Here is a 21,680-nt window from a genome sequence, read left to right as displayed (position 1 = left end):
TCTGCTCAAGGGCAGATTTTTTTGCATTATAGTAAAACATATTCCTCAATAGCTTTGGCGACCCCGTGCTGGTTGTTGCTTTTAGTGACGGCTGTTGCCTCGAATTTAACTGCTTCAGGGGCATTGCCCATGGCAACTCCCAGACCAGCCAGTCGCAGCATCGGAAGGTCATTGAAGTTGTCTCCAATTGTCATGACCTGTTCCAGCGGAATCTGGTAGTGTTTGGCCACTTCCAGAAGGGCCTGCTCTTTTGATACCTCTTTATGAGTGACTTCCAGATAGTTGTCCTTGGACAGGTAGAAGGCTGTATTTGGAAAATCCATCGTTTGCAAGTAGGCATGGAGCTGCTGGATAACAGCTGCATCATCAATCAACAGCATCTTATGGACTGGAATGAGCACATCCAGAACAGGTAGCAGAACATTTTGAATAAGAGGCTGCTCACCTGTAATCTCGGCTTCAATTTGCACCCACCTATCCAAACGGTCAGCAATCCAATCTTTACCAGAGTAGAGATTGATGGAAACACTAGGAAACTTAGTTTTTACCAGTTCCAGAAAAGTGCGGATTTCTTTTTTATCCAATGGATGCTCGATAATGGTCTCGTAATCTTGCGGGTCACCCTTGATGACTAGAGCACCGTTGTAGCAGGCTAGTGGGTTATCACCCAGTCCCAGCTTGCGCGCAATTGGCTCCATGCCCAGAGGAGAGCGGGCAGAGGCTAGAACAAAAGGGATGTTTTCTTTTTTTAGCAAGGGAATCTGCTCCCTCAGTTGCGGATCTACTTGGTGTTGGTCATTAAGGATTGTGCCGTCAATGTCGCTGATAATCAAACGAATAGGTTGCTTGGTCATGGTCGCTTCCTCCGTACGTAAGCTATAAAATGAAACTAGTAAATAATGTTGACTTTCCCAGCTAGAAGAGCTTCTAGCTCAGGGCTAGGTTTTTGATCGGTGATCCAGTAATCAAAATCGCTGATATTTCCTAAAATATAGGTTGACTCTTTCTTAACTTTGGCCTGCTCAGCCAGCAGAATCTTTGTCTTGGCCTGCTTGAGAGCTAGCTTCTTCAGATAGGCATCTTCCTGATCTTCAAAGCTGATTTGGCCATTTTTCAGACCTGCAGCTCCGATGAAGGCTAGATCAAAAGAAATTTCTCTGAGCAGCTCGGCTTCATTGAGGGCGTAGTAAAAACGATTTCTAGAGTAGAACTTTCCACCTAAAAGATGGAAAGCAACCTGCTCTTGCTCACTCAGCATGATGGCATTATCCAAAGAATGAGAAAAAATCGTCATCGGTTTCTGAACTTGCTGAGCCAGCTTGAGAACCACCGTCGACACATCAAAGAAATTGACCTGATTGGGTTTGAGAAAGTCCAGAGCCTTCTGAGCAATGGCCTTTTTTTCTTGGTTTAGTTGGCTGACACGGTCGTTGAAAGAAGGAATTTGCTGACTATTTTCCAAAGGAATAATCCCGCCATGGGTGCGCTGAACCAGTTTTCGCTCGCTCAAAATTGAGAAGTCACGGCGAATGGTATCCTTGGAAACCTGAAAATAGTCTACCATGTCCTTGGCCGCCAGCTGTTCTTTGTCCTCCAAAAGTTCCAGCATTTTTGAAAGCCGTTGCTCTTGATACATCTTTCTCATCCTTTCTGCTTCTTTATAAGTTCATTATAATTCATTTTATAAGTATATGCAAGTTTTTATAATGAAATATAAGCTATTTTATCGAAAATAAAAAAGTCTTTGTAAAATTAGGTTATAATCAAAAAAATCAAGCGGATAAGATGAGGAAAGATGATTTCAAGTGAATTTCGGCAATCACAAGAAACTTGGCAGCAAAAAACTCCTGATGGAGAATCAGAAGTTTTATAGAATCTTATCAAATTTTTCTATGTAAAAGAGGCTCATGGTCATGATGACGGTCAGTCCGAGGAGGATGAGGATGGCTGGTGTCCAAGAGTGGAACAAATCAAAGCTGTAGCCAAAGAGGCTCGGGCCGAAGGCAGCTAGGATGTATCCTCCAGTTTGAGCTAGTCCAGATAGTTGAGCCGTTTGAGCAGGCGTAGAGGTCTTGAGGGAGAAGGTCACCATGAGATAGGGGAAGAGAGCACTGACAGACATGCCAATGAGGAGATTAAGAATCAGCCAGTAAGCAAAGGCATCTGTCCGAATCAAGAGCATGGCAATACCAATCAGGCCTGCTGCGGAAACCAAGCTAATCATGACCAGACGTTGACGAGCTTTCAAGCGCGCTGTCAAGCTAGGAATTGTCATTGAAAAGGGCAGGCTAATCAGAGAAAAGACCGCTGCTAGTAGTCCGGTCGTATCAGTAGAAAGGCCAGCTTGCTGCCCCAAGGTTGGCAACCAAGTCATGCTGGTATAAAAGAGTAGTGACTGTAAGCCGCCAAATAAAATCAAGGCCCAGACTCTTGGATTTTTTAGAAGAGCTCCTTGCTTTTGCTTTCCTTGTTGTTTAGCCGCCAAGCGATGGCTATATTTGACATTGGGCAGCCAAACCAAGAGAATCACAAAGCAAATCAGGGTCGATACCCAAATGAGACCTTGCCAAGAGCTCATTTGAACGATGGGAACAGCCAAAGCAGACAGAATCGTGATCGACAGTCCCATCGATGTGATATAAAGGGTTGTCAAAAGACCGACACGATGCGGCTGATTGGCCTGAATCAAGCTCGGAAGAAGGACGTTTAAGACAGCAATAGCCGCTCCTAAAATAATAGTTCCCGTATAAAGTAAGGGAAGATTAAATACGCGAATCAGTGAGCCTAGAGTTAGCACGAGTAAAACAAGAGCAAACAGTTTTTCCAAGCTCATCTTTTGCGCCAAGCGCGGAGCAAAGACCGAGCAGAGGGCAAACATGATCAAGGGCAGGCTAGTCAAGAGGCCTAGGGAACTAACTGGGACCTGTAGCCCCTCTGCAATATCTGTCAGAACGATAGGCAAAACAGTAAAAGGAGCCCGTAGTGCTATCCCGATCATCACTATACCTGGAATTAAAAATGGTGAGTGTTCTTTTTTCATAAATAGTCAATCTCCTTTCGCACATCAAGGAACGATTATACCATATCTTTTTAGAAAATGATAGGCGAATTGCGGCTTAGTCCATCAAGTCCAGAAAATAGTGGGAAATCGTGTCTTCGTCAACCTGATTTCGTTGCTGCAACCACCAGCTGACCGTCTCCACAAAAGTTGACGTCACATAATTTTTTAAAAAGTTGTCCGGCAGATGGCTCTTTTCCTGCAACAATTTCTGCTCAATCATGGGAAAGAGATAGCGCTCAAGCTCAATTTTCAGGCGGTTGATGAAATAAGTATTTTTAGCCAAGAGAAGGGTGGCTATCCGATCCTGATTTTTCCGAAAGTGATGGAAAATATGGGCTGTCGCTTCAAACAAATCGCGTCCCTCAGAGCGCTCGATAAAGGTATGCTGAAAGAGCTCTTGGCAGAGTTCCTCCAGCAGAGTTTCCTTAGTCTCAAAGTGGCTATAGAAGGTGGAGCGGCCTACATCTGCTAGGTCAATGATTTCCTGAACGGTGATGCTTTCGTAGCTTTTCTGATTGAGCAGGCTGATAAAGGCTTGGTAAATGGCCGCGCGTGATTTTTTTACTCGTCTATCCATGGAAATTCCGTACAAAAAGAGCTTTTTGTCTGCTAAGAGACAAAGGGCATGAACTGGCTCTTGTTTCCTTTCTAATAATAGGAGATAATATAATTGAACAGAGTGTTCGGTATTGATTAGATTATACCATAAGTATTATTCCTTTGGGAAAATAAATAAGGAGGTTCACATGAAATCCAGTAAAAATATGACAATCGCTTTTCTCTTGAACTTTTCTTTTGCTATTATTGAGTTTATCTTTGGGCTTCTCTTTCATTCTAGCGCTGTCTTAGCGGATGCGGTTCATGATACGGGAGATGCTTTGGCTATTGGTCTATCGACTCTTTTTGAAAAGATTTCCACAAAAAAAGAAGACCGAGAATATACCTTGGGTTATAAGCGTTACAGCTTGCTGGGGGCCCTCTTGACCTCGGTGATTTTGCTGGTCGGTTCGACCTTGGTTATCGTGGAAAATATTCCTAAACTATTTGCCCCTGAGAAGGTGAATTATGATGGCATGTTAGTTTTGGGGATTGTTGCTATTGTCGTCAATACAGTAGCCAGCCGAGTGGTCAGTCATGGACACAGTCATAATGAATCGATTCTCAGTCTGCATTTTCTTGAGGATATTTTGGGCTGGATAGCGGTTATCGTAGTATCTCTCATTTTGCGCTTCACCGATTGGTATTTCCTAGATCCACTGCTTTCTCTGGTTATCGCAGGCTTTATTCTCAGTCAGGCCCTGCCAAAATTTTGGGAAAATATCCAGATTTTCCTAGACCATGTGCCCAGCGATGTGGACCTCGGTCAGCTGTATCAGGAAATAGCAGCGCTAGAAAATGTGCGAACCATCACCCAGCTCAATGTTTGGACAACGGATGGTTTGGAAAAATATGCCATGCTTCATATCTGTCTGGAAAACCCAAATTTGCTAGCTGAAACGCAGGTTGTCCTGCGTCAAAAGCTTTTGGCTTATGGCATTGCCAAAGTAACCATTCAGACCGATGAAAGCTTGCAGGAACACCAAGAATGTTGTATTGGTAAAGAATAAGCCAGCTCCCCAGAGAAATTCTGGGGTTTTTGTTTGTGGAAATAAAAAATTCCAAAGTAGCACATAAGTACTTGCCTTTTATTCTTATGTGTGATATATTTATAACATAAAGGTGTTAAATATTTCTAACAAACGAAAGGAGTCTATCATGAAAAAAAGTCAAAAAATGGGTGGCCTCATTTTGATGGTCGCCACCGCTCTCTTTATTGATTTTACTGTTTTCCTTGCTCCCAGCAATCTCAGCTGGTCAGCCAAGTGGATGATTGTCGGTTTGGTAAGTATAGGTCAGCTTATAAGCATCTGGTCTTGGTTTCACATGAAACCATGGCCTAAGAAGATGAAAGAAGTTCAAGAAAAGCAGGTCTATGATCTGACCATGAAATTTTATAATCTACTAACGCTTACGGCAACCTCTATCTATACTGTCGGAATCTGGTTGTGGACTCCGAGCACCAATCCGCCCTTTATAAAGTACATTGCCTTGGGAGGCCCCCTCGCTATCCAGTTTCTCTTTCTGTTATTTTTTGCCTTGAAAAAGGTCAAGGAGAGAGCAGACGAGCGCTTTTATGCCAATCTAGCAAAAGCAGCGACTTTGATGTTTGCCATCTGTATAGCAACTTTACTGGTACTTGCAGGCCTTAGCGCTAATGTAGGTTCCATCACAGTCAATGCCGGAATATTTTTCATCATGATTGGTATCTTGGTTTTGCTCTTTGGATTTGTCTTCTTTTTATTTGAAAAGAGGGGTTAAAAATGGCCAAGGAAAGCAATATTATCACCAATCTCAAATCTGTTCGTGAATCCAGAGGCATGACCCAGCAGGAGTTAGCTGACCGCATTGGAATGCGGCGCGAAACGATCTTGCATTTGGAAAATAATCGTTATAATCCCTCGCTAGAGATGGCTTTAAAAATCGCTCAGGTTTTTGATTTGCGGGTGGAAGAACTCTTTCAATTAAAGGACACAGGAGGACAATCATGAAGACGGTTTTTGACTACCAAAGGGAAGGTGAAAAAGGAAGGATTCGTCACTTTGTCCTGCTATCTACGTCGCCCAGGCGCAAGGAATTGCTGAATTTTTTGAATCCAGAGATTCAGGCTGTAGAAGTGGACGAGCGAGCTATCGAAGAGCATTGTATGGCAACCATCGATGATCAGGACTTTCTGACCAAGGCGGCCAAGATTTGTTGTGAGATTTCCAAGGCCAAGTCTGATTTGGACTTGGAAGCTGAAACCCTTTATATTTCAGCTGATACCATCGTCGTAGTGGATGGTCAGATTTACAATAAACCACAGGATTTAGCTGAAGCCAGTCGGATGTTTCGGTCTTACTTTAGCAAGAGCCACCATGTAGTGACTTCGGTCTGTCTCCGTATGCAGGGTTTTCTAGAAGTTTTTTACACCGTGGCGCAGGTGGACTTTGTAGATTATTACCCAGAATTAGAGCCTGTCATCGAGGCCTATCTGCATGAGAAGCGTCCGCTGGATAAGGCGGGTGCTTACGGCTTTCAGGAGCTGGATCCTCGCTTTATCCGCTCAATTACAGGCGATATGCACACCATCATCGGCCTGCCTGTCGCTGAGACTAGCTATCGGATTTTTAGAGATAGCAAAGGAAAAGATTAGGTTTTTGATTTCTATTCTAAAACATCAAAAATCTCCCCACAAGTGATTATTTACTTTCTCGGGGAGATTTTTCTATGTTTTGAGCTTGGGACTGGATCCTAGATATTTACATCGCTCCAGCTAAATGGTGTGTAGCCAAGTAACTCAATACCGTCAATTTCAACGGATTTAATAATTTCTTGAACGTTGTCTTGAATGTTCTTAGCTAATTGCGGGTGGTCAGAGACCTCAGAACAAGTCTCAATGACTAAGAGAGGCTTGTGGTAGCGCTCATATAGCTCAGACATGGCAATCCGAAGCATAACAGGTTGTGCCAGACAAGTTTCTACATTTTTGCGGACATATTTGTTGGTAAACAAATCCTGGATATTTTCCGCCGCATAATGTGAGAAGGCAATAAAGTCCACGACTCCTTCTCTTAAGGCGAAGACATCCTCTTCCGTAATGCCCAGATCCAGCTGATTTCGCTCAATGTAGCGAAGGAAGTGGTTTGGATAGTGGCCCTTGGTCTGCACATCTGTAAAAATGTAGTTTTTACGTCTGTTTAGCTCATGGCCCAAGGCATCGGTAGCTGAGTGATTTTCTTGGTGAGAGTCACTATTGATGGTAATCAGACTACCGAATTGGAAGGTTGGATTGATGGTTTGACCGAGCTTGACCACATTTGCGGATGCGATGAGCTGATGGTGAGCAGCCAGCCAGATTTGTTGTTCCTGGTTTTCTGTACTATCAAAGTGTAGCCCAGCGCCTAAGAATGGCAAATAAGAAAGAGCGCTCATTTCTTTAAAGGTAATCCAGTAAGTGACTTTTTCTTTAAAGTGGGTCAAAACTGCTTCGCAGTACTTTTCATACATGGCAATCATTTGCCGACTTTTCCATGCTCCGTATTTTTCATACAAATGAAGAGGGAAGTCAAAATGAGACAGGCTCACAATTGGTTCGATGCCATTTTCGAGCAGTGCATCGATAATTGACTCATAGAAGGCAAGGACCTTAGCATCGGGTCTCCGCTCTTCTCCAGTCGGGAAGAGACGAGTCCATGAAAAGGATAGCTGGTAGGTATTGAAGCCCATTGTTTTAATTTTTTCAATGTCTGCCAGATAATCCTGTTTGCTGGAGCCTTGTTTGAACAGATCGTAGGCTCCTAGGGGGATTGTTCGATAGTCAACTGTTCCGTCCATGACAGAGAGACGATAGTCTTCACCATACTGGGGCAGGATGTCGGTGATTCCTAGACTTTTACCATTACTTGATAGAATATTTCTAATCATATTAGTTCCTTTCAGTATTCATTCGCTGTTTGTTCTGAGCTTATTTTTTATGTCTCTTAGTAATCATGGCTAAGGTTGATAGATTCTGTGTGACAGTAGTGAACTCAGAAGCCATGCTTTGCGATTGATATACGGCAGCAGACAGACTGATCGAATGGGCTCTCTCTGCACTGATTGATTGTTCAATGATCATTCTTTGTGACTGTGATTCAGCGATAGATAGACTGATTGAACGCTCTCTTTCCACGCTCATTGATTGCTCAATAGCAATACTTTGTGATTGCGATTCAGCCACAGACAGGCTACGTGACTGTTTTTGCTCTAAGCTGATAGACTGCTCGATGATCTTACTTTGGGCTTCAGATTGGGCAAGGTAAATGCTGAATGAATGATCCTGTTCGACGCTGATTGATTGTTCAACAGCTCTGCTGAGGATTTTAGATTCTGCAGTAGATAAACTAAATGATTGTTCTTGCTCCAAGCTGGTAGACTGCTCAATAGTATCTCTTTTCGCTCTAGATTCCGCAGCTGTCAAACTGTATGAATATTCCTGTTCCAGATTGCGAGATTGTTCCACCGCCGCATGTTGTGATTGTGATTCCGCGATAGACAGGCTGCGTGACTGTTCTTGTTCCAAGCTGATAGACTGCTCTACGGCCACGCTTTTCGCTTGTGATTCTGCCATAGACAGGTTAGTAGATACCTCATTTTCTAGGCTGATAGACTGTTCAATAGCGATGCTTTGGATTTCATTTTCAGTAATAGATAGGCTTAGTGATGCCTCGTTCTCCGCGCTAATAGATTGTTCAATTGCCCGACTTAAGGCTTCAGATTCCGCTACAGATAGGCTAATAGACGCTTCATTTTCTGCGCTAATAGATTGTTCAATTGCTTTGCTTAGCGCCTCTGATTCTACGATAGACAAGCTCGTAGACACTTCGTTTTCTGTCATAATAGACTGTTCAATAGCTCTATCTAAGACTTGGGATTCTTCAACAGACAAGCTGTTAGACGCTTCGCTCTCTGCACTGATTGATTCTTGGATAGCAATGCTTTGCGCCACAGACTCTGCTACAGATAAGCTGTTAGATGCTTCGATTTCCGCGCTGATTGATTCTTGGATAGCAATGCTTTGCGAAATAGACTCGGCTACGGACAAGCTGTTAGACGCTTCGCTTTCTGCGCTGATTGATTCTTGGATGGCAATGCTTTGAGAAACAGATTCAGCCACAGACAGGCTAGCAGACGCTTTGACTTCTGCACTGATTGATTCTTGGACTGCAATGCTTTGCGAAACTGACTCTGCTACAGATAGGCTAGTAGATGCTTCCAATTCCGCGCTGATCGATTCTTGGATAGCAATGCTTTGCGAAATAGACTCGGCTACGGACAAGCTGGTAGATGCTTCCAATTCTGCGCTAATGGATTCCTGAATCGCGATGCTTTGAGACACAGACTCAGCCACGGACAAGCTCAGCGACGTTTCCAATTCTGCGCTGATGGATTCTTGAATTGCGATACTTTGAGACACAGACTCAGCTATCGACAAGCTGTTAGACGCTTCCAATTCTGCACGGATTGATTCTTGGATAGCAACGCTTTGAGAAATAGATTCAGCAACGGACAAGCTAGTAGATGCTTCCAATTCCGCGCTGATAGATTCTTGAATGGCAATGCTTTGCGAAACTGACTCCGCCACGGACAAGCTAGTAGACGCTTCGATTTCCGCACTGATCGATTCTTGGATAGCAATGCTTTGCGCCACAGACTCAGCTACAGATAAGCTGGTAGATGCTTCGAATTCCGCGCTGATAGATTCTTGGATAGCAATGCTTTGCGAAATAGACTCGGCCACGGACAAGCTGTTAGACGCTTCGAATTCCGCGCTGATCGATTCTTGAATCGCGATACTTTGAGACACAGACTCAGCTACAGATAAGCTGTTAGACGCTTCGAATTCCGCGCTGATGGATTCTTGGATAGCAATGCTTTGCGAAACTGACTCTGCTACGGACAAGCTCTTAGATGCTTCGAATTCCGCGCTGATCGATTCTTGGATCGCGATGCTTTGCGAAACAGATTCTGCCATAGACAAGCTGTTAGATGCTTCGATTTCCGCACTGACTGATTCTTGGATGGCAACGCTCTGAGAAATAGACTCCGCCACGGACAAGCTGTTAGACGCTTCCAATTCCGCGCTGATTGATTCTTGGATGGCAATGCTTTGCGCCACAGACTCCGCCACGGACAATCTGGCAGATGCTTCGATTTCTGCGCTGATCGATTCTTGAATCGCGATACTTTGCGAAACGGACTCTGCTACAGATAAGCTAAGCGATGCTTCGTTGTCCGCACTGAGAGACTCTTCAGCGGCCATGCTTTGAGATACTGACTCAAAAATTGATAAGCTAAGCGACGCTCTATTTTCTTCAAGGATTGATTGCTCGAAGGCATGACTTTGCGCAATTGACAAGCTAGCAGAAGTATCCGTTTCTTTGCTGTCAGATTGCCCAATTTCCAAACTTTGTGTCTGTGATTCGGTTACTTCTAAACTACGAGAAGCCTTTTTACTTTCTATACTTAATGATAGAGATATTGAATCAGCAGTACTCTTCAAGCCCCTCTTTTTCATAGAATCTGAAGAAATGCTTGTCTCAGCAGATTCTGTCGTGCTGGCTGCCTGGTTTTTCGCTGCCATTTTTTCTTGCTCCAGACTAGATTCACTTTCTACAGCTTGAGATTCGTCTGGATCCTCTTCTCCACCGATATTCATAACATCCAAGCGGTCGTAGTATTGGATCGATTCCAAAGCTTTCTCAATGAGGAAATTTTCTCTATCTTCTGGGTTCACATTGACTTGTGGGGTACTTCCTTCATTGTTATGAACCGCAGAAGTGGATGATTCGTCCTCTTCTCCTTTTATAAGACGCTTAAAGCCACCTAAAAAATTACGAAACATACCTTTGTTCTCTTCATTATTTGGCATGGACATACTCTCCCTAATTTTAGTAATAATACTATTATAAAGGCTAGTAGAGCATCTGTCAAAGTTTATTGCATTAAAATGAAGATTTTCAAAAGTAAGGGTTTTCTTGGAATTTTATAAGAGTTTTTCGCCGAATTTTATTCATCTTTGCTCTCTTTTTTGAAGGATTTGAAGTCGATAGAAATAATATCTTAGAAAAAATGATATAATATGAGAAGTTATGATTGTATTCCGTTCATTCAATCCTAATACAAGGAGAGCAGTTATAGAGGGGTTAAGAATATAGACGAGTAGACTATATTTTAAGGAAATCCGAATGAAGCTATTGAAAGCTTGCAAACTTAAAAGAATATGCAAGCGAATATGTGAGAAAATCAGTTGGAATGCTTTAGGGGATATTAGTAAAAAATTTCCAGAGTTGCTTAAAATTGAGCTTGATAGCTTGAAATTAGAAAGTAAAGAGATAAGACGGGTTTACAAGTTAGCAAGTAAATTGATTGTCTGACAAATTTGAATTTATTAAGGTGGGCATATGAAAGAAAAAAGACCTGATTTTGGAGATATAAAATCATTTGAAGAATTTAATAGATACTATTGGTATCGAGAAGAACTTTCACAAATCTGTAAGTCCCTTGGATTAGAGTATAGATGTACGAAGCAAGAATTGAACTATATTATCGAACAATATTTTAGGGGAAATAAAGTAGAAAAATTTTTGAAGACAGGAAACAAAAGTCAAGTCGAAGTGATAACCTTGGAGACTCCGTTACTTAACTGTGGTTTTTCTTTTAACCAAAAATTTCGAGATTATTTTTCAGCTATAACAGGGATTAGTCCCTTTAAATTTAGTGCTGATATGGCAACGGCTTGGCGAAAAGTAAAAAGGGATAAAGATATAACATTCACTATTCAAGATATGATTAAAATATATTATGGTGAGTCAGATTATGCCAAGTATGATAGTTCGGCTTGCCAATGGAATCAGTTTCTAAAAGACTTTTGTTTAGATGAATTGAGCGATTGTTATTCTAACAAGTTAAAAGTTGCAGCTATTCTCTGGAAAGAAGTTAGAAACTCGATACATGAAAAAGCTTACTCACGGGAACTTTTAAAAAAGTATGAATCTAAAGTAGAGGCGTACCGTAAGTAAATAGGTTCCAGCTTGTCGAGTTGAATAAAGCTGAATCAATTAACTCACATGCTGTTTTATTATAATACAATAATAAAACAGATGTTGGAGCGAGCATAGAAAAAAGAGGAGCCTCATAATGAAGTTCCTCTTACTTTTGATTGTCCGAATCGATATTCTCATTTCAAATAAGGGTAGTGAAAAAGGTAGTGATTCGATTGATTTATATTGCGATGTACTGAATTCGAGAAAAATAAAAAACGCTTGAAATGAACCGCACCCCAAAAGTTAGACATAAAAAATCTAACATTGGGGTGTTTTATAATGAAATTGCGTTATGAAGATAAAGTTCAAATCTATGAACTAAGGAAACAAGGAATCAGCTTAAAGCGTCTTTAAGAAAAATATGGAATTAATCTTTCAAATCTTTTGTATTTCAAAAATTTATTGGAACTTTTCTCTTTACGCGTTTGTCGTGTCATCATAGTTCGCTTTGTGTAATATTGTATTTTTTTCTTAAATTTTTGATACGAGTAGGTATTTCTTGTGAATAATTTTCTTCAAAAAATTTCATATATAATCCCCCTATAATCATGGAAAAGTATAAAGTAGTAAAAATAGTTGTTATCCTAGTTGATTAAAAAAATCTCTGATTTCCTCATCTTTTATAAAATAATATATAATTTTCCCCTCTCTTCTAGTGTCCAAGATGTTTTGATTGGCTAGTTTACGAAGATGGTGGGAGGCAGATGCCATACTGAGATTTAATAAACAGGCTATATCGCAGACACAGAGTTCTTCGACGGCAAGGAGATAAAAGATGATATTTATCTGTTTATTATCGGTAAATTTTGATAAAATGCGAAGTGATTTTTGGACTTTTTCCTTTTCAAGGTAGTTCGTTGCGGTTGTAACATTTTGTTGATTTATAACATCCACTTGACAGATACTATCTTTTTTCATAATTTTTTCTCCTAGCCTTACACAGCCCATAGCATGTCAAAGCTGTTGTTTTCAATCAGGATATACATCCCCAATCCTAAATAGACAACGGCAATAAACCATCTGCTATATTTTTCCAAAGTTTCTCCAACAGAAGGGACTTGTGCTAATTTTTGGGCAGAAAAAACCAAGAGATAAATCATGACTAGAAAAGTAAGTAAAGTCACTATCAAATTCGCTAAATTTAAGGTGGTAAAATATGGGACAAAGACACCAATATTGTCAGCACCACAACTTGCAAAAGTAATCATAGCGACTAGAAAAATCAGGTTTTTATTGTCTTTGCGCAAACCATCTTTTGCAATAGCTTCTCCATCAGAATCTCCTAAAAGCAAAACTTTGAGGCCTAGGAAAATTGGAATCAAACCGAGTAAACCTAAAATCTCTTTACTAGGAATATAATTTAAGACAAATGCAAAAAGCAAACTTAGGAATATTAGACTAACAGAGCCTAGAAATTGTCCTAAATAGATGTTAATGATGTCCTTTCTGCTTTTTCTTTTGGCAAAAAATAACATTAGGATAATAAGTAAGTCTACGGCTGTCCCAGAATACAGGATTATTGAAGTAACAATATTTTGAATCATAAAACACCTCATTCAAATATATTTTTGAATGTATTCTAACATTAACCTTTGTAGATGTCAACTTAAAATCCACCAAAATATAGATAAGAAGTTAGTGTACCAAATATTAAAAAGCCCTGCCATCGAAATGATAGCAGGGCTTAACTTCAATATCCAGATGATATATTTATCTAAAAAAGGTAGAGTAAAAGGTAGAGTTTTTATTGATTTGTAGTGCGATATAATGAGTTTCAAAAAATCAAAAATTACTTAAAATCAATATTTTGACGTCTATTGACGTGTACTGAAACCCTTACTTAACCTCTGTAAGGATTAAATAATTGACCTATAAACCTTATTGTATCAAGGGTTATATGCTTTTGAAGTAAAAAGGTAGTGATAAAGGTAGTGATGGAATCAACTTGCCAGCTCTTCCATTTTATTTAGGAAAATATCCACTGCTTCAAACTTCTTTTTAGGAGCTAATTCAGCATAGGTATCCATAGTTGTTGATATGGACTTGTGTCCCATTCTATGTTGTAGCTCTTTCCAGTTCATACCAGCATTTAACATCATAGAAGCGTGTGTATGGCGGAAAAGATGGAAACCATAGTCAGGTAAACCAAGAGCCGCTAATCGCTTTTTAAGGGTTGCACGTTCGTTTCTATCACACATATAGTTGCCATAGATAGTTGGGAAGATAAGTGAAGATTTTGGTAGACTATGCTTTTCAAAATAGCCAGTCATTTCCTCATGAAATTCTTTGAGGCCTTCTATTATTGAAGGCGGAACAGCAACCCTACGATTCCCAGAATCAGTTTTAGGAGCTTGTTTACAAATCATTTCCCCTCGGATACCTAGTTTCTTGTTTGCGCTTCTCCACATTAGTGTTTTATTGACAAGAATTTCATTAGCATCAAAATCAAGGTCAGATATTTCTAATGCTAGTAGTTCATTAATTCGTAATGCAGACGCTAATAGCGTGTTACAAATGATCTTAAAGCGTCTATTTGCTCTTGTATTAGGCAAGGTGTCAAGGTAAGACAGCCAGTGTTTTAGGTCGCCATCATGAAGTACCATGATACGCTCTTTGTTTGCTTTGGGCTTTGGTGGAATCTTAATTGCTTTTGCTGGATTGGTAGTTAGCCTACAGTTTGTAATACCAAAATCAAAAATATCACTGACCTTGTGAGCCATAGCTCCAAAATCCTTTGCACTACCTTTTGGGGCACGCTTCACGCCAGAATCAACGGATTTTTTAGCTTTTTTAGCTAACTTGTTGACCCAAAGTTGAATATCAGCAGGCTCAATCTGGTCAGGTTTATAGTCCCCAAAGTAAGGAATAATATAGGTATCAAGATACCCTCTAACTCGATTAATGGTATTTTGTGAAGATACCCAAGTTTTGAAGTTGCTAAACCATACCTCAGCTAGACTTTCAAAGTTATCAATTTGGATAGATTCTTTAATAGTAGAGCCAGCTTTTTCAAACTCAATTTTAGCTTCAACAATTTTTCTATCCAAAGATTTTAATGTTTTAGCAGTAATGGTTTTTGTGATTCGTTTCCCAGTTTTTACATCAGTTCCGATGTAAACCCCTTTGATTGAATAGCTGACATCACCATTTTGTTTGGTAATTTTTGTTATCTTTTTGTTATTGTGTTGAATGATTTCTTTACTCATAGAGCCTCTTTCTTCGGACAATCAAAAGGCTAGAATAGAACCCTCACATTCTTTGTTTGATAATTCTATTCTAGCATATTTGGAAGTTAAATAGTTAAAAAATCAATGACGTCTTCCATTTTATAATAGACAGTACGTGTTCCTTCAATTGGAGGTTCAAGACGTTTTAAACCTTTGTTTTCCCATGCTTTCAATGTGTTGGGAGAAATATGTAAAATTTTTAGTAGTTTTTTTTGTGTTACGATTCCATAGGAATCATTGTTTTGTAATTTCTGTTGAATGATGGTAATGAGCGTATTTAGTAGTTCTTCAATTTGATTTAATTTAATCGTGTCCATCAGTATTTTCTCCTTGTTCTTCAATTGCATTTAGTAAGCGTTTGGGGTTGTGCCGACGAGAATCCAGATAACGGGCGAAAAAGTAAGTCCGTTCGATGATTAATCCCAGTAGAGCTGTGTTATTATCTCGTGCATACCAGATCAATTCTTCAAATTCTGTAAAATCATTTTGTTCAATCGTATCAATAACTTCTGTCATGAAATCATCAGAATTATGCTGCACTAAGAATTGGTCAAGATTAAACCCACAACCACTTTCAATATCTTTAATATCGTAAAGAGTTTTGTCAGGGTTTTCTGCATGAGTAAAATAGTCATACATTCCTTTTGGTGAGATGACAGGTTCAACATGAGCAGGTCCGTTTAATTTATCTTTGATGAGCTCCGACACTTGAGCATGGCTTTTAAGAGAATCAAAGTAAAATGCGCCATGTTTATGTGCTTTCTTAAACTCGCCTGTCTCTTTGTTTACATCTTTGTCGTGCCAAGGAGAGAGAACAAAGGGAACATGAATCCCTTCAAGGACTTCTAAATAGTTGTTTGGTGCACTTTCTTTATAGAAAAGGAAAGCCCATTTGTTGGAACGTTGTTCTTTTGCCATGGACAAAATTTCTCGCTTTCAATTTTTATTTCTATCTACTAGGAGATTGGTAGGGTAAAAATCGGAGTTTCGAGAAGAAATTCTTTTGATTATTGATTATTGGATTAAGTGGGGGTCGTAGTAGCCCCACTTAATCCTAGAATTACAGTAATCCAAAACGGCGCTGTTTGGCTCTCACTCCGTGAGCCACAGCGCCATTCCTTTTGTTATTTTCGTTTAGTACCAACAAAATATAGCCATTTCCCATTGCGTTCAGGCTGGGAAAAGTAGTAATCAGGATTGCGATTTGAAATTTCTTCACTGATAAGTGTTTCCATTTCTTTTAGAATTTTAGTTGCTTGCTGAGTCGTTGGAACTCGGATTAATAAGACAGTCTTATCATTACGAACATCTACAACTGCTTTGCCAACAGCTTTGTTGAAAGTCTGAATGATAGGATTGTAATGTGTCACTCTTCCTTGTTCTACAGTAGTTACAATCTCTGAACGCTCGCTTTGTGCTAAGAACGAACGCATAGTAAGAGTTTGCCAAATGGATTTCCACAGATTTGATAGCCTATCTTTCCTTTTTCGGCTCTTGATTTCAATGCTTAAGAGTAAAATGAAAACAATAGAACTGATAAGTGAAGTTGACAGGCTAGCCCCAAAAATCATACTAATAAAGCGATAAACGAATTCTAGGTAGATAACTTCTTGTAAAGAATTCACGATAAAACTTAAAAAGATTGTACACATGATGCTTAGAATTGCTGTAAGGAAGAATAGGGCACAGAGATTGAAAAATTTTTGAAAATATGTTGTTCTCATAAGTTAAAAAATACCTTTCGTTGTGTAGTAAGTAGGACAAAGCAGGGGCAGAACATGATAAGGATGCTCATTATCAATAATCTGAATAAGCCCTGTACCTTTTCCTATCGGAATAACAATGCCTTCTGGGTTAAGGTCTGGAAACAAGAACTGCGTGGTTTTCTGATTGATATTCCCAATCTGAATGAGCACATTGAGTTGCTCTCGTACGGATACAGGTACTGTATTGTGGTCAAATCGTTGGCTCACAAGAAGCAAGTGAACCTTTGTTGCTCGTCCTAACAATGCAATTTGAGAGAGTAAGGAAAAGAAGGAATCCTTGATATTTTTATTAACTCCCTCAGACAAAGCAAGTACCTCGTCAATGACAATAGTTAGATGTTTAAACTCATGACGTGGATTTTCAAAGAGAATCCCTTGACGCTTATGAATAATAGACAGACATTGACTCAAACTTTCGTTAATTTCTGATAGAAAATCAGACTTGGAGCGGTTCTCTTGAGGGTGAATGACAGCAATTTGATGTTGCCTTGCCCAGCGTGAGGGAGTATCGAACTTAGGGTCAACGATAACTAAGTCAGAAATGTTTTTAAGGACACTTAGCATATACGTCAGAGCATAGCTTTTTCCACTTCCTGAATTACCAGCAATGGCGATAGAAGTTACTTTATCATAGTTAATCACCAAATTTTTCATGATAGGAATATCATTCCCTTTTAGTGATGACGTGAATTGTTCAAGTTCAGAAATGACAAGGCGTTCAGAAATACCTTTTTTCCATGGAAAGAACAGTCCTCGTTGAACATGAATATCATCTGTTTTTAATGCGACAAAGAAAGCAGAATTTTGCTTTAATAATGTGTACTGTGGATAGAGTGACGCATTAGCAATTAGGAAAATCTTTTGATATAAGTCGCCATCAATGATAAATCCAGATGGAAGACGTGGAACGAAGATAAAGCCATCTTCTTGAACAGAAATATTAAAAGAATTGGTATACGATGTTTCGCCCTGCAATACAGAGCCTAAAGCCATATTTAGGCTCTGTAACAGGTATTGTTCCAATTCTCTTTTTGTAAGAGAGTGAACCATTATTTCACCTCTTTCAATCCGTCTGCTTTGAAATAAACATTATAATTTACTTCGCATGCCTGCAAATTATCAAAGGTAACAAGAGAAAGATATTCAGGAAGTGCAGGTTCTTCAAGGAATTTTACTTGAAATGGTGGAAGTCCTTTTTGTCCGAACCATGTTTTATAAGCAATAATCTCACCGGTTGGTTTGCCATCTTCAAATTTTTGTTGGGGCTCAATTTCTTCACTAAGTAAGTAAATAGGAGCTTGAAGGTCAACATATTGTTTTGCTGTTTGGTTTGAGTAACCGCCTTTGCGGTATTGTGGCATCATTTTCATTTTGGAATCCTTCCTATACTGTATTTGTTTTGTAGTATAATTGATATGCTCAGTTTGAGGTCATGAGCTGGACTTGATTTTTTTCCTTTCTATCTTATAGGAGATTCAAGTGGAGAAATTCGGAATTTTTGAAAATAAATTTTTTATTTTGCTCCCTATCTTTAAGGAAATTGTGAAAGTAAAGTTCGGAATAATCCTTAAAAAAACTGATAATCAGGTTGATTATCAGTTCAAAGGATTAAATATAATCTTTTAAAAGTTGTTGCAATACCTTTTGATATTTTTTAAAGCGAGCCGTTACTGTTTTGTCGCTAAGACCTGTAATTTTTGCTAGTTTAGCTGAAGACATGGGTTTATCAGTCAATTTGTAAATCATAATAATTTGGTCTACTTCTTTCAGATTTCCAATGAAATTGACCACACTATCGATTAATTCGTTGGTTAGATAAACTTCTTCGCCAGATGGTGAATCACCCTTGGTCACTTCGTATTTGTTTGTTTCGCGACCATCAAGAGAAATATTTTCATCAAGACTCTCAAGTTTATGATAACGATTGCGACGATTTGCATTAGCAAATGCTTTATTATCATCACGTAGGAATTTATCCCAGAGTTCTATTTCTTTTTTGTCCTCTGGAGTAAGGCGGTCGTTGAATGTTTTTGTTGGCATATTAGCCTCTTTCTAAGTCCATTTTTAGGACGGAAAGAAACTGTTATGAACCATACTGAATACCGAATGGGTGTAAAAATGCACACCAAAATAAACGGATAAACAGATATATGCGGAACTCGACCGTTATCGTCTGAGTTTTCATATTCGTTTCAATCCGTCCATTTGGTGCGCACCAGTTAGGACTAATGATATTATTTTGAAGAAAACGCTTGTAAAATTTGATATAATAGTATCAAATATACATTTGCTTTATCTTCACTCTTTATTATAAAGTAGATAGTGTTACCATCAATTGTAGATAGAGTATATAAAGTAGATACAGTTACTAATTTATTTATGAGGAGTAAAAAATGCCTGATAATGTCCCACGCCTCACAGGAGGAATTCTATTTGGACTGATGCTTGAAGCTAGAAAACTCAAGAGTAAGGTTCGGATTGGATGTTTAGAAGAACGAACTGATGATTTATCCGAAACCGATATTATGAAGTCTCTTGTTGATATTTTTACAGGAGAAACTCAGCAAATGCCTTACGAGAACACATTTAAAAAGAATGTTTCTGATTATAAAAAATGTATTATTTCTAAAACAGAGTATTTACCTTTTGATGATTCGAAGTTCATTAATTTATTTAAAGATTCTGTTGAACAGAATAAAAAAGACACACTGGAAAGTATGTCTGTATTTATAAATGAGAAGTTTTCGGAACGAAAATTGAAGTGGCTTGTTTCGGCGGTTGTTGAAAGTATTTGTACTGATGAAACGGTTAATGATTCGGAGGATTTTAAAATTTCTTCTAATGAGTCGGCATGTAAGCAAGATTTATTAAGAGTTGAAGTAATTGAAATTGAGTCATTCTTATTAGATGTAATGAGATATATTTTTGTCAGTAAATTAGATAATACTCTCGGTAAACAAACATTTGAAGCTTGGTATTCTCAAAGCGGAGAGCGAACCCCTTGGAAATTCAATAATGCAGAACTTGGACAACATATGAACGGCTTAAAAATAACTCGTTATAATCCAAGTGTGGAAGATGTTGAGGAACAAGAGTATATCGAAGAATCAGATGTTGAGATTGAAGAAGAGTTTCATTCTGATGTTGAAAGTGATGACTCAATAACAAAACAAGTGTTGAATAATCCTAAAGTTATCAACCAGTATGCAAATAAGATATATAACATAGAACATGTAGAAAATCTAAATTAAGGAGAATACATTGACAAACTTACTAAAAAGGCAGGATAAATTGCCGTCAGAAGTTCCCCAACAACCACTACAACAAAACGCAGATAGGATTTATAACATTGAGCAAGCAAACAATGTGAATCATATCGTTAATGTTACACCTGTACGCGAGTCACTCTCTTCCGATGAGTACTACAACCTATTTATAATTTACGGTGAAAAGTATGAAGAGAATTCTTTTAGTCTAAATAATGATAGAATTTTTGAATACACGAATGCAGCAATTAGACAAAGATTCAATCAATTTACACTAGAAGATATTGATGAAATAATGAATTTACCAGCTTTATTTCTACCAGAGTATAGCGATGCGAACCAAGACATAAAAATTGGTTTTTTCGGAAAGTTAGAGGATATAGATAAAAGAGCTAGAGATATACAATTTGTTTTTCGGAAAGAATGTGAAATTGATTTAAATCAGGTCGAACTTCATCAATCAGAATTAAAAATAGAAGATTGGGAATTAAGTAGGACTCACTGGGCAATTAAAAGAGCTAATTTAAAGAACATTTTGGAAGGCTTTGGTAATGGCAACGAAACAGAGTAAGGAAGTGAAAATCCAACGTGAAGTTGAAGTGGCAACGTCTTACGGCATGGAATTTGTGACACAAAATGAAAGTGTCAATCCAGAGATTGACAAAGCCTTATCAAAAGCTTCCTCCGTAAGAAATCAAAAGCTAGAACGAACTTATAAGATGTCGATAATGCGGTAGGACGTTATGAAGAGGTCGTCAATCTCGTCAAATTTGGTAAAGACGAAATGAATTAGATGGATTATTTATTGAGGTAATAGCGATGAAATATTTTAAATTAATCAATGGTGGAACTTATCATATTGATGAGTTTGAAGAGAAAACAAATAGAGAATTACCATATTATCGAAATGGCAATAAGTACGCATTGTGTCCAACTTGTGGTTCTTCGATTCAACTTATCGGGGGGGAAAATAATAATGCACAAAATAGAGCTGGAAGATATTATGCGGCACATACAAAAAATCCTATAGAAGGACTGTCATACGACATAGGAAGAAAAAATAATTGTGCAAATTATGAAGGAAATCAAAATAATTGGCAGGGTATTTATCAAAGGAGACAAGAGCTTCCTGAAAATGAAGAATTATCTATATTTATAAATGAGAATATGTCAGATATCGCTATAGAAATTGGTGACTTAATTGGATTTAATGGAATAAAATCCGATGGGGAACCAAGTGCTATTTTTAACCGATTATTAAATTCTTTCAAAGAAAACGGAGGATTATGTATTGCACCAGAACAATTTGTACCTGAATATATTCCTAGAATGATTATCGAAAGAGCTGGGCCAGTTATTTGCTGGGGTTCAATTCCTTGTGAGGAAATACGCAATCGTATCCTACAACATCCACTGTTACAAGATTCAATTGATGGGGGACAATTTAAACCAAATATTGAAACAAGACTTGTTTGTGTTCTAAATAATGGGATTGCTCCTACTCAAATCCAAATCAGATTATTGTTTGAAAATGAGCAATTAAACTTAAAACGAGTAAATGCTAGGGTTCAGTAAGGGGGATAGGCAACGGTATAAAGATAAAAAAGAGGAGCTTCATCACGAAGCTCCTCTTACTTTTGATTGTCCGAATCAATATTCTTATTTCAAAAAAGGTAGTGAAAAAGGTAGTGATTCGG

25 protein-coding genes and 2 pseudogenes are annotated in these 21,680 nt (G+C 38.7%); 11 read left to right on the top strand and 16 right to left on the bottom strand.

The features are described 5' to 3' along the window. Nucleotides 1-26: 26 nt before the first annotated feature. From RWS39_RS00435 to RWS39_RS00420, 4 genes are all read right to left on the bottom strand, one after another. Nucleotides 27-854, bottom strand: a complete 828-nt coding sequence (locus RWS39_RS00435) for a Cof-type HAD-IIB family hydrolase (RefSeq protein WP_062004544.1) — start codon at nucleotides 852-854, stop codon at nucleotides 27-29. Between the two features lie 35 nt (nucleotides 855-889). Beyond that, nucleotides 890-1,636 (bottom strand): DeoR/GlpR family DNA-binding transcription regulator, encoded by a 747-nt coding sequence (locus RWS39_RS00430; protein WP_314479216.1) that lies wholly within the window; start codon nucleotides 1,634-1,636, stop codon nucleotides 890-892. Nucleotides 1,637-1,867: 231 nt separating this feature from the next. Beyond that, a complete protein-coding gene (locus RWS39_RS00425) occupies nucleotides 1,868-3,040 on the bottom strand; it encodes a CynX/NimT family MFS transporter (protein WP_314479213.1) in 1,173 nt (390 codons plus the stop codon). Nucleotides 3,041-3,116: 76 nt separating this feature from the next. After that, the gene (locus tag RWS39_RS00420) at nucleotides 3,117-3,638 is read right to left on the bottom strand and encodes a TetR/AcrR family transcriptional regulator (RefSeq protein WP_314479210.1); all 522 of its coding nucleotides are present in this window, start codon (nucleotides 3,636-3,638) and stop codon (nucleotides 3,117-3,119) included. 169 nt (nucleotides 3,639-3,807) lie between these two features. Between RWS39_RS00420 and RWS39_RS00415 the strand changes: the two genes are divergently transcribed. The 4 genes from RWS39_RS00415 to RWS39_RS00400 all read left to right on the top strand — a co-directional run bounded on the left by RWS39_RS00415 (nucleotide 3,808) and on the right by RWS39_RS00400 (nucleotide 6,293). Then, on the top strand, nucleotides 3,808-4,668 hold the full coding sequence (locus RWS39_RS00415; protein ID WP_314479207.1) for a cation diffusion facilitator family transporter: 861 nt from the start codon (nucleotides 3,808-3,810) through the stop codon (nucleotides 4,666-4,668). 148 nt (nucleotides 4,669-4,816) lie between these two features. After that, nucleotides 4,817-5,419 carry a DUF3796 domain-containing protein gene (locus RWS39_RS00410; protein ID WP_314479204.1) on the top strand — a complete coding sequence of 201 codons (603 nt, stop codon included), beginning with the start codon at nucleotides 4,817-4,819 and terminating at the stop codon, nucleotides 5,417-5,419. Nucleotides 5,420-5,421: 2 nt separating this feature from the next. Next, nucleotides 5,422-5,649 (top strand): helix-turn-helix transcriptional regulator, encoded by a 228-nt coding sequence (locus RWS39_RS00405; RefSeq protein WP_125373146.1) that lies wholly within the window; start codon nucleotides 5,422-5,424, stop codon nucleotides 5,647-5,649. Continuing rightward, nucleotides 5,646-6,293, top strand: a complete 648-nt coding sequence (locus tag RWS39_RS00400) for a Maf family protein (RefSeq protein ID WP_314479198.1) — start codon at nucleotides 5,646-5,648, stop codon at nucleotides 6,291-6,293. The genes RWS39_RS00405 and RWS39_RS00400 overlap by 4 nt, the downstream gene beginning before the upstream one ends. Before the next feature lie 98 nt (nucleotides 6,294-6,391). Here the strand turns inward: RWS39_RS00400 and RWS39_RS00395 are convergent, their stop codons facing one another. Together RWS39_RS00395 and RWS39_RS00390 are read right to left on the bottom strand one after the other, a co-directional pair. After that, complete coding sequence (locus RWS39_RS00395) at nucleotides 6,392-7,564, bottom strand: family 1 glycosylhydrolase (protein ID WP_314479195.1); 1,173 nt, start codon at nucleotides 7,562-7,564, stop codon at nucleotides 6,392-6,394. Nucleotides 7,565-7,604: 40 nt separating this feature from the next. Beyond that, the gene (locus RWS39_RS00390; protein WP_314479192.1) at nucleotides 7,605-10,550 is read right to left on the bottom strand and encodes a hypothetical protein; all 2,946 of its coding nucleotides are present in this window, start codon (nucleotides 10,548-10,550) and stop codon (nucleotides 7,605-7,607) included. A 232-nt stretch (nucleotides 10,551-10,782) separates the two neighbouring features. On the opposite strand from RWS39_RS00390, the pseudogene RWS39_RS00385 reads away from it, so the two are divergent. Continuing rightward, a pseudogene (locus tag RWS39_RS00385) lies at nucleotides 10,783-11,055 on the top strand (phosphomethylpyrimidine kinase); the annotation flags it as partial. A gap of 27 nt (nucleotides 11,056-11,082) precedes the next feature. Then, nucleotides 11,083-11,700, top strand: coding sequence for an SAP domain-containing protein (locus RWS39_RS00380; RefSeq protein ID WP_314479189.1), 618 nt, complete (start codon nucleotides 11,083-11,085; stop codon nucleotides 11,698-11,700). 463 nt (nucleotides 11,701-12,163) lie between these two features. Here RWS39_RS00380 and RWS39_RS00375 read toward each other — a convergent pair. The 3 genes and pseudogenes from RWS39_RS00375 to RWS39_RS00365 form a co-directional block, all read right to left on the bottom strand. After that, nucleotides 12,164-12,253: pseudogene (locus RWS39_RS00375) on the bottom strand (helix-turn-helix domain-containing protein); the annotation flags it as partial. 50 nt (nucleotides 12,254-12,303) lie between these two features. Beyond that, nucleotides 12,304-12,642, bottom strand: a complete 339-nt coding sequence (gene cadX, locus RWS39_RS00370; RefSeq protein WP_000711078.1) for a Cd(II)/Zn(II)-sensing metalloregulatory transcriptional regulator CadX — start codon at nucleotides 12,640-12,642, stop codon at nucleotides 12,304-12,306. Nucleotides 12,643-12,659: 17 nt separating this feature from the next. Beyond that, nucleotides 12,660-13,268 carry a CadD family cadmium resistance transporter gene (locus RWS39_RS00365; RefSeq protein ID WP_261082950.1) on the bottom strand — a complete coding sequence of 203 codons (609 nt, stop codon included), beginning with the start codon at nucleotides 13,266-13,268 and terminating at the stop codon, nucleotides 12,660-12,662. Nucleotides 13,269-13,296: 28 nt separating this feature from the next. Between RWS39_RS00365 and RWS39_RS00360 the strand changes: the two genes are divergently transcribed. Then, nucleotides 13,297-13,482, top strand: a complete 186-nt coding sequence (locus tag RWS39_RS00360; protein ID WP_071788395.1) for a FanG protein — start codon at nucleotides 13,297-13,299, stop codon at nucleotides 13,480-13,482. A gap of 182 nt (nucleotides 13,483-13,664) precedes the next feature. Here RWS39_RS00360 and RWS39_RS00355 read toward each other — a convergent pair whose 3' ends face one another. From RWS39_RS00355 to RWS39_RS00325, 7 genes are all read right to left on the bottom strand, one after another. Then, on the bottom strand, nucleotides 13,665-14,930 hold the full coding sequence (locus tag RWS39_RS00355) for a tyrosine-type recombinase/integrase (protein WP_314479184.1): 1,266 nt from the start codon (nucleotides 14,928-14,930) through the stop codon (nucleotides 13,665-13,667). An 86-nt stretch (nucleotides 14,931-15,016) separates the two neighbouring features. Further along, nucleotides 15,017-15,268, bottom strand: a complete 252-nt coding sequence (locus RWS39_RS00350; protein WP_314479182.1) for a MerR family transcriptional regulator — start codon at nucleotides 15,266-15,268, stop codon at nucleotides 15,017-15,019. Beyond that, the gene (locus RWS39_RS00345; protein WP_314479180.1) at nucleotides 15,255-15,869 is read right to left on the bottom strand and encodes a replication protein; all 615 of its coding nucleotides are present in this window, start codon (nucleotides 15,867-15,869) and stop codon (nucleotides 15,255-15,257) included. Before RWS39_RS00345 ends, RWS39_RS00350 begins: the two co-directional genes overlap by 14 nt. Before the next feature lie 206 nt (nucleotides 15,870-16,075). Further along, the gene (locus tag RWS39_RS00340) at nucleotides 16,076-16,675 is read right to left on the bottom strand and encodes a hypothetical protein (protein ID WP_314479178.1); all 600 of its coding nucleotides are present in this window, start codon (nucleotides 16,673-16,675) and stop codon (nucleotides 16,076-16,078) included. 3 nt (nucleotides 16,676-16,678) lie between these two features. Continuing rightward, nucleotides 16,679-17,767, bottom strand: a complete 1,089-nt coding sequence (locus tag RWS39_RS00335) for a cell division protein FtsK (RefSeq protein ID WP_314479175.1) — start codon at nucleotides 17,765-17,767, stop codon at nucleotides 16,679-16,681. After that, nucleotides 17,767-18,081 (bottom strand): hypothetical protein, encoded by a 315-nt coding sequence (locus RWS39_RS00330; RefSeq protein ID WP_314479305.1) that lies wholly within the window; start codon nucleotides 18,079-18,081, stop codon nucleotides 17,767-17,769. The genes RWS39_RS00335 and RWS39_RS00330 overlap by 1 nt, the downstream gene beginning before the upstream one ends. A gap of 244 nt (nucleotides 18,082-18,325) precedes the next feature. Then, nucleotides 18,326-18,757: a hypothetical protein gene (locus RWS39_RS00325; RefSeq protein ID WP_314479172.1), complete on the bottom strand. Its 432-nt coding sequence runs from the start codon at nucleotides 18,755-18,757 to the stop codon at nucleotides 18,326-18,328. Between the two features lie 353 nt (nucleotides 18,758-19,110). Between RWS39_RS00325 and RWS39_RS00320 the strand changes: the two genes are divergently transcribed. The 4 genes from RWS39_RS00320 (at nucleotide 19,111) to RWS39_RS00305 (ending at nucleotide 21,558) form a co-directional block, all read left to right on the top strand. Further along, nucleotides 19,111-19,968 carry a hypothetical protein gene (locus tag RWS39_RS00320; RefSeq protein WP_314479169.1) on the top strand — a complete coding sequence of 286 codons (858 nt, stop codon included), beginning with the start codon at nucleotides 19,111-19,113 and terminating at the stop codon, nucleotides 19,966-19,968. A 10-nt stretch (nucleotides 19,969-19,978) separates the two neighbouring features. Beyond that, complete coding sequence (locus tag RWS39_RS00315) at nucleotides 19,979-20,554, top strand: hypothetical protein (RefSeq protein ID WP_314479167.1); 576 nt, start codon at nucleotides 19,979-19,981, stop codon at nucleotides 20,552-20,554. Continuing rightward, entirely contained in the window at nucleotides 20,535-20,720 is a 186-nt protein-coding gene (locus tag RWS39_RS00310; RefSeq protein WP_314479164.1) for a hypothetical protein, read from the top strand. The genes RWS39_RS00315 and RWS39_RS00310 overlap by 20 nt, the downstream gene beginning before the upstream one ends. Before the next feature lie 82 nt (nucleotides 20,721-20,802). Then, entirely contained in the window at nucleotides 20,803-21,558 is a 756-nt protein-coding gene (locus tag RWS39_RS00305; RefSeq protein ID WP_314479160.1) for a hypothetical protein, read from the top strand. The last annotated feature ends 122 nt before the right edge of the window (nucleotides 21,559-21,680 follow it).

The organism is Streptococcus cristatus (assembly GCF_963529205.1).
GTDB lineage: Bacteria > Bacillota > Bacilli > Lactobacillales > Streptococcaceae > Streptococcus > Streptococcus cristatus_O.
This window is presented reverse-complemented; position numbering and strand designations above follow the sequence as displayed.

Excerpts from the sequence above, each read along its gene's own strand:
- RWS39_RS00435 (WP_062004544.1), bottom strand. The coding sequence starts at position 854 with ATGACCAAGCAACCTATTCGTTTGATTATCAGCGACATTGACGGCACA.
- RWS39_RS00430 (WP_314479216.1), bottom strand. The coding sequence starts at position 1,636 with ATGTATCAAGAGCAACGGCTTTCAAAAATGCTGGAACTTTTGGAGGAC.
- RWS39_RS00425 (WP_314479213.1), bottom strand. The coding sequence starts at position 3,040 with ATGAAAAAAGAACACTCACCATTTTTAATTCCAGGTATAGTGATGATC.
- RWS39_RS00420 (WP_314479210.1), bottom strand. The coding sequence starts at position 3,638 with ATGGATAGACGAGTAAAAAAATCACGCGCGGCCATTTACCAAGCCTTT.
- RWS39_RS00415 (WP_314479207.1), top strand. The coding sequence starts at position 3,808 with ATGAAATCCAGTAAAAATATGACAATCGCTTTTCTCTTGAACTTTTCT.
- RWS39_RS00410 (WP_314479204.1), top strand. The coding sequence starts at position 4,817 with ATGAAAAAAAGTCAAAAAATGGGTGGCCTCATTTTGATGGTCGCCACC.
- RWS39_RS00405 (WP_125373146.1), top strand. The coding sequence starts at position 5,422 with ATGGCCAAGGAAAGCAATATTATCACCAATCTCAAATCTGTTCGTGAA.
- RWS39_RS00400 (WP_314479198.1), top strand. The coding sequence starts at position 5,646 with ATGAAGACGGTTTTTGACTACCAAAGGGAAGGTGAAAAAGGAAGGATT.
- RWS39_RS00395 (WP_314479195.1), bottom strand. The coding sequence starts at position 7,564 with ATGATTAGAAATATTCTATCAAGTAATGGTAAAAGTCTAGGAATCACC.
- RWS39_RS00390 (WP_314479192.1), bottom strand. The coding sequence starts at position 10,550 with ATGCCAAATAATGAAGAGAACAAAGGTATGTTTCGTAATTTTTTAGGT.
- RWS39_RS00380 (WP_314479189.1), top strand. The coding sequence starts at position 11,083 with ATGAAAGAAAAAAGACCTGATTTTGGAGATATAAAATCATTTGAAGAA.
- cadX (WP_000711078.1), bottom strand. The coding sequence starts at position 12,642 with ATGAAAAAAGATAGTATCTGTCAAGTGGATGTTATAAATCAACAAAAT.
- RWS39_RS00365 (WP_261082950.1), bottom strand. The coding sequence starts at position 13,268 with ATGATTCAAAATATTGTTACTTCAATAATCCTGTATTCTGGGACAGCC.
- RWS39_RS00360 (WP_071788395.1), top strand. The coding sequence starts at position 13,297 with ATGTATTCTAACATTAACCTTTGTAGATGTCAACTTAAAATCCACCAA.
- RWS39_RS00355 (WP_314479184.1), bottom strand. The coding sequence starts at position 14,930 with ATGAGTAAAGAAATCATTCAACACAATAACAAAAAGATAACAAAAATT.
- RWS39_RS00350 (WP_314479182.1), bottom strand. The coding sequence starts at position 15,268 with ATGGACACGATTAAATTAAATCAAATTGAAGAACTACTAAATACGCTC.
- RWS39_RS00345 (WP_314479180.1), bottom strand. The coding sequence starts at position 15,869 with ATGGCAAAAGAACAACGTTCCAACAAATGGGCTTTCCTTTTCTATAAA.
- RWS39_RS00340 (WP_314479178.1), bottom strand. The coding sequence starts at position 16,675 with ATGAGAACAACATATTTTCAAAAATTTTTCAATCTCTGTGCCCTATTC.
- RWS39_RS00335 (WP_314479175.1), bottom strand. The coding sequence starts at position 17,767 with ATGGTTCACTCTCTTACAAAAAGAGAATTGGAACAATACCTGTTACAG.
- RWS39_RS00330 (WP_314479305.1), bottom strand. The coding sequence starts at position 18,081 with ATGATGCCACAATACCGCAAAGGCGGTTACTCAAACCAAACAGCAAAA.
- RWS39_RS00325 (WP_314479172.1), bottom strand. The coding sequence starts at position 18,757 with ATGCCAACAAAAACATTCAACGACCGCCTTACTCCAGAGGACAAAAAA.
- RWS39_RS00320 (WP_314479169.1), top strand. The coding sequence starts at position 19,111 with ATGCCTGATAATGTCCCACGCCTCACAGGAGGAATTCTATTTGGACTG.
- RWS39_RS00310 (WP_314479164.1), top strand. The coding sequence starts at position 20,535 with ATGGCAACGAAACAGAGTAAGGAAGTGAAAATCCAACGTGAAGTTGAA.
- RWS39_RS00305 (WP_314479160.1), top strand. The coding sequence starts at position 20,803 with ATGAAATATTTTAAATTAATCAATGGTGGAACTTATCATATTGATGAG.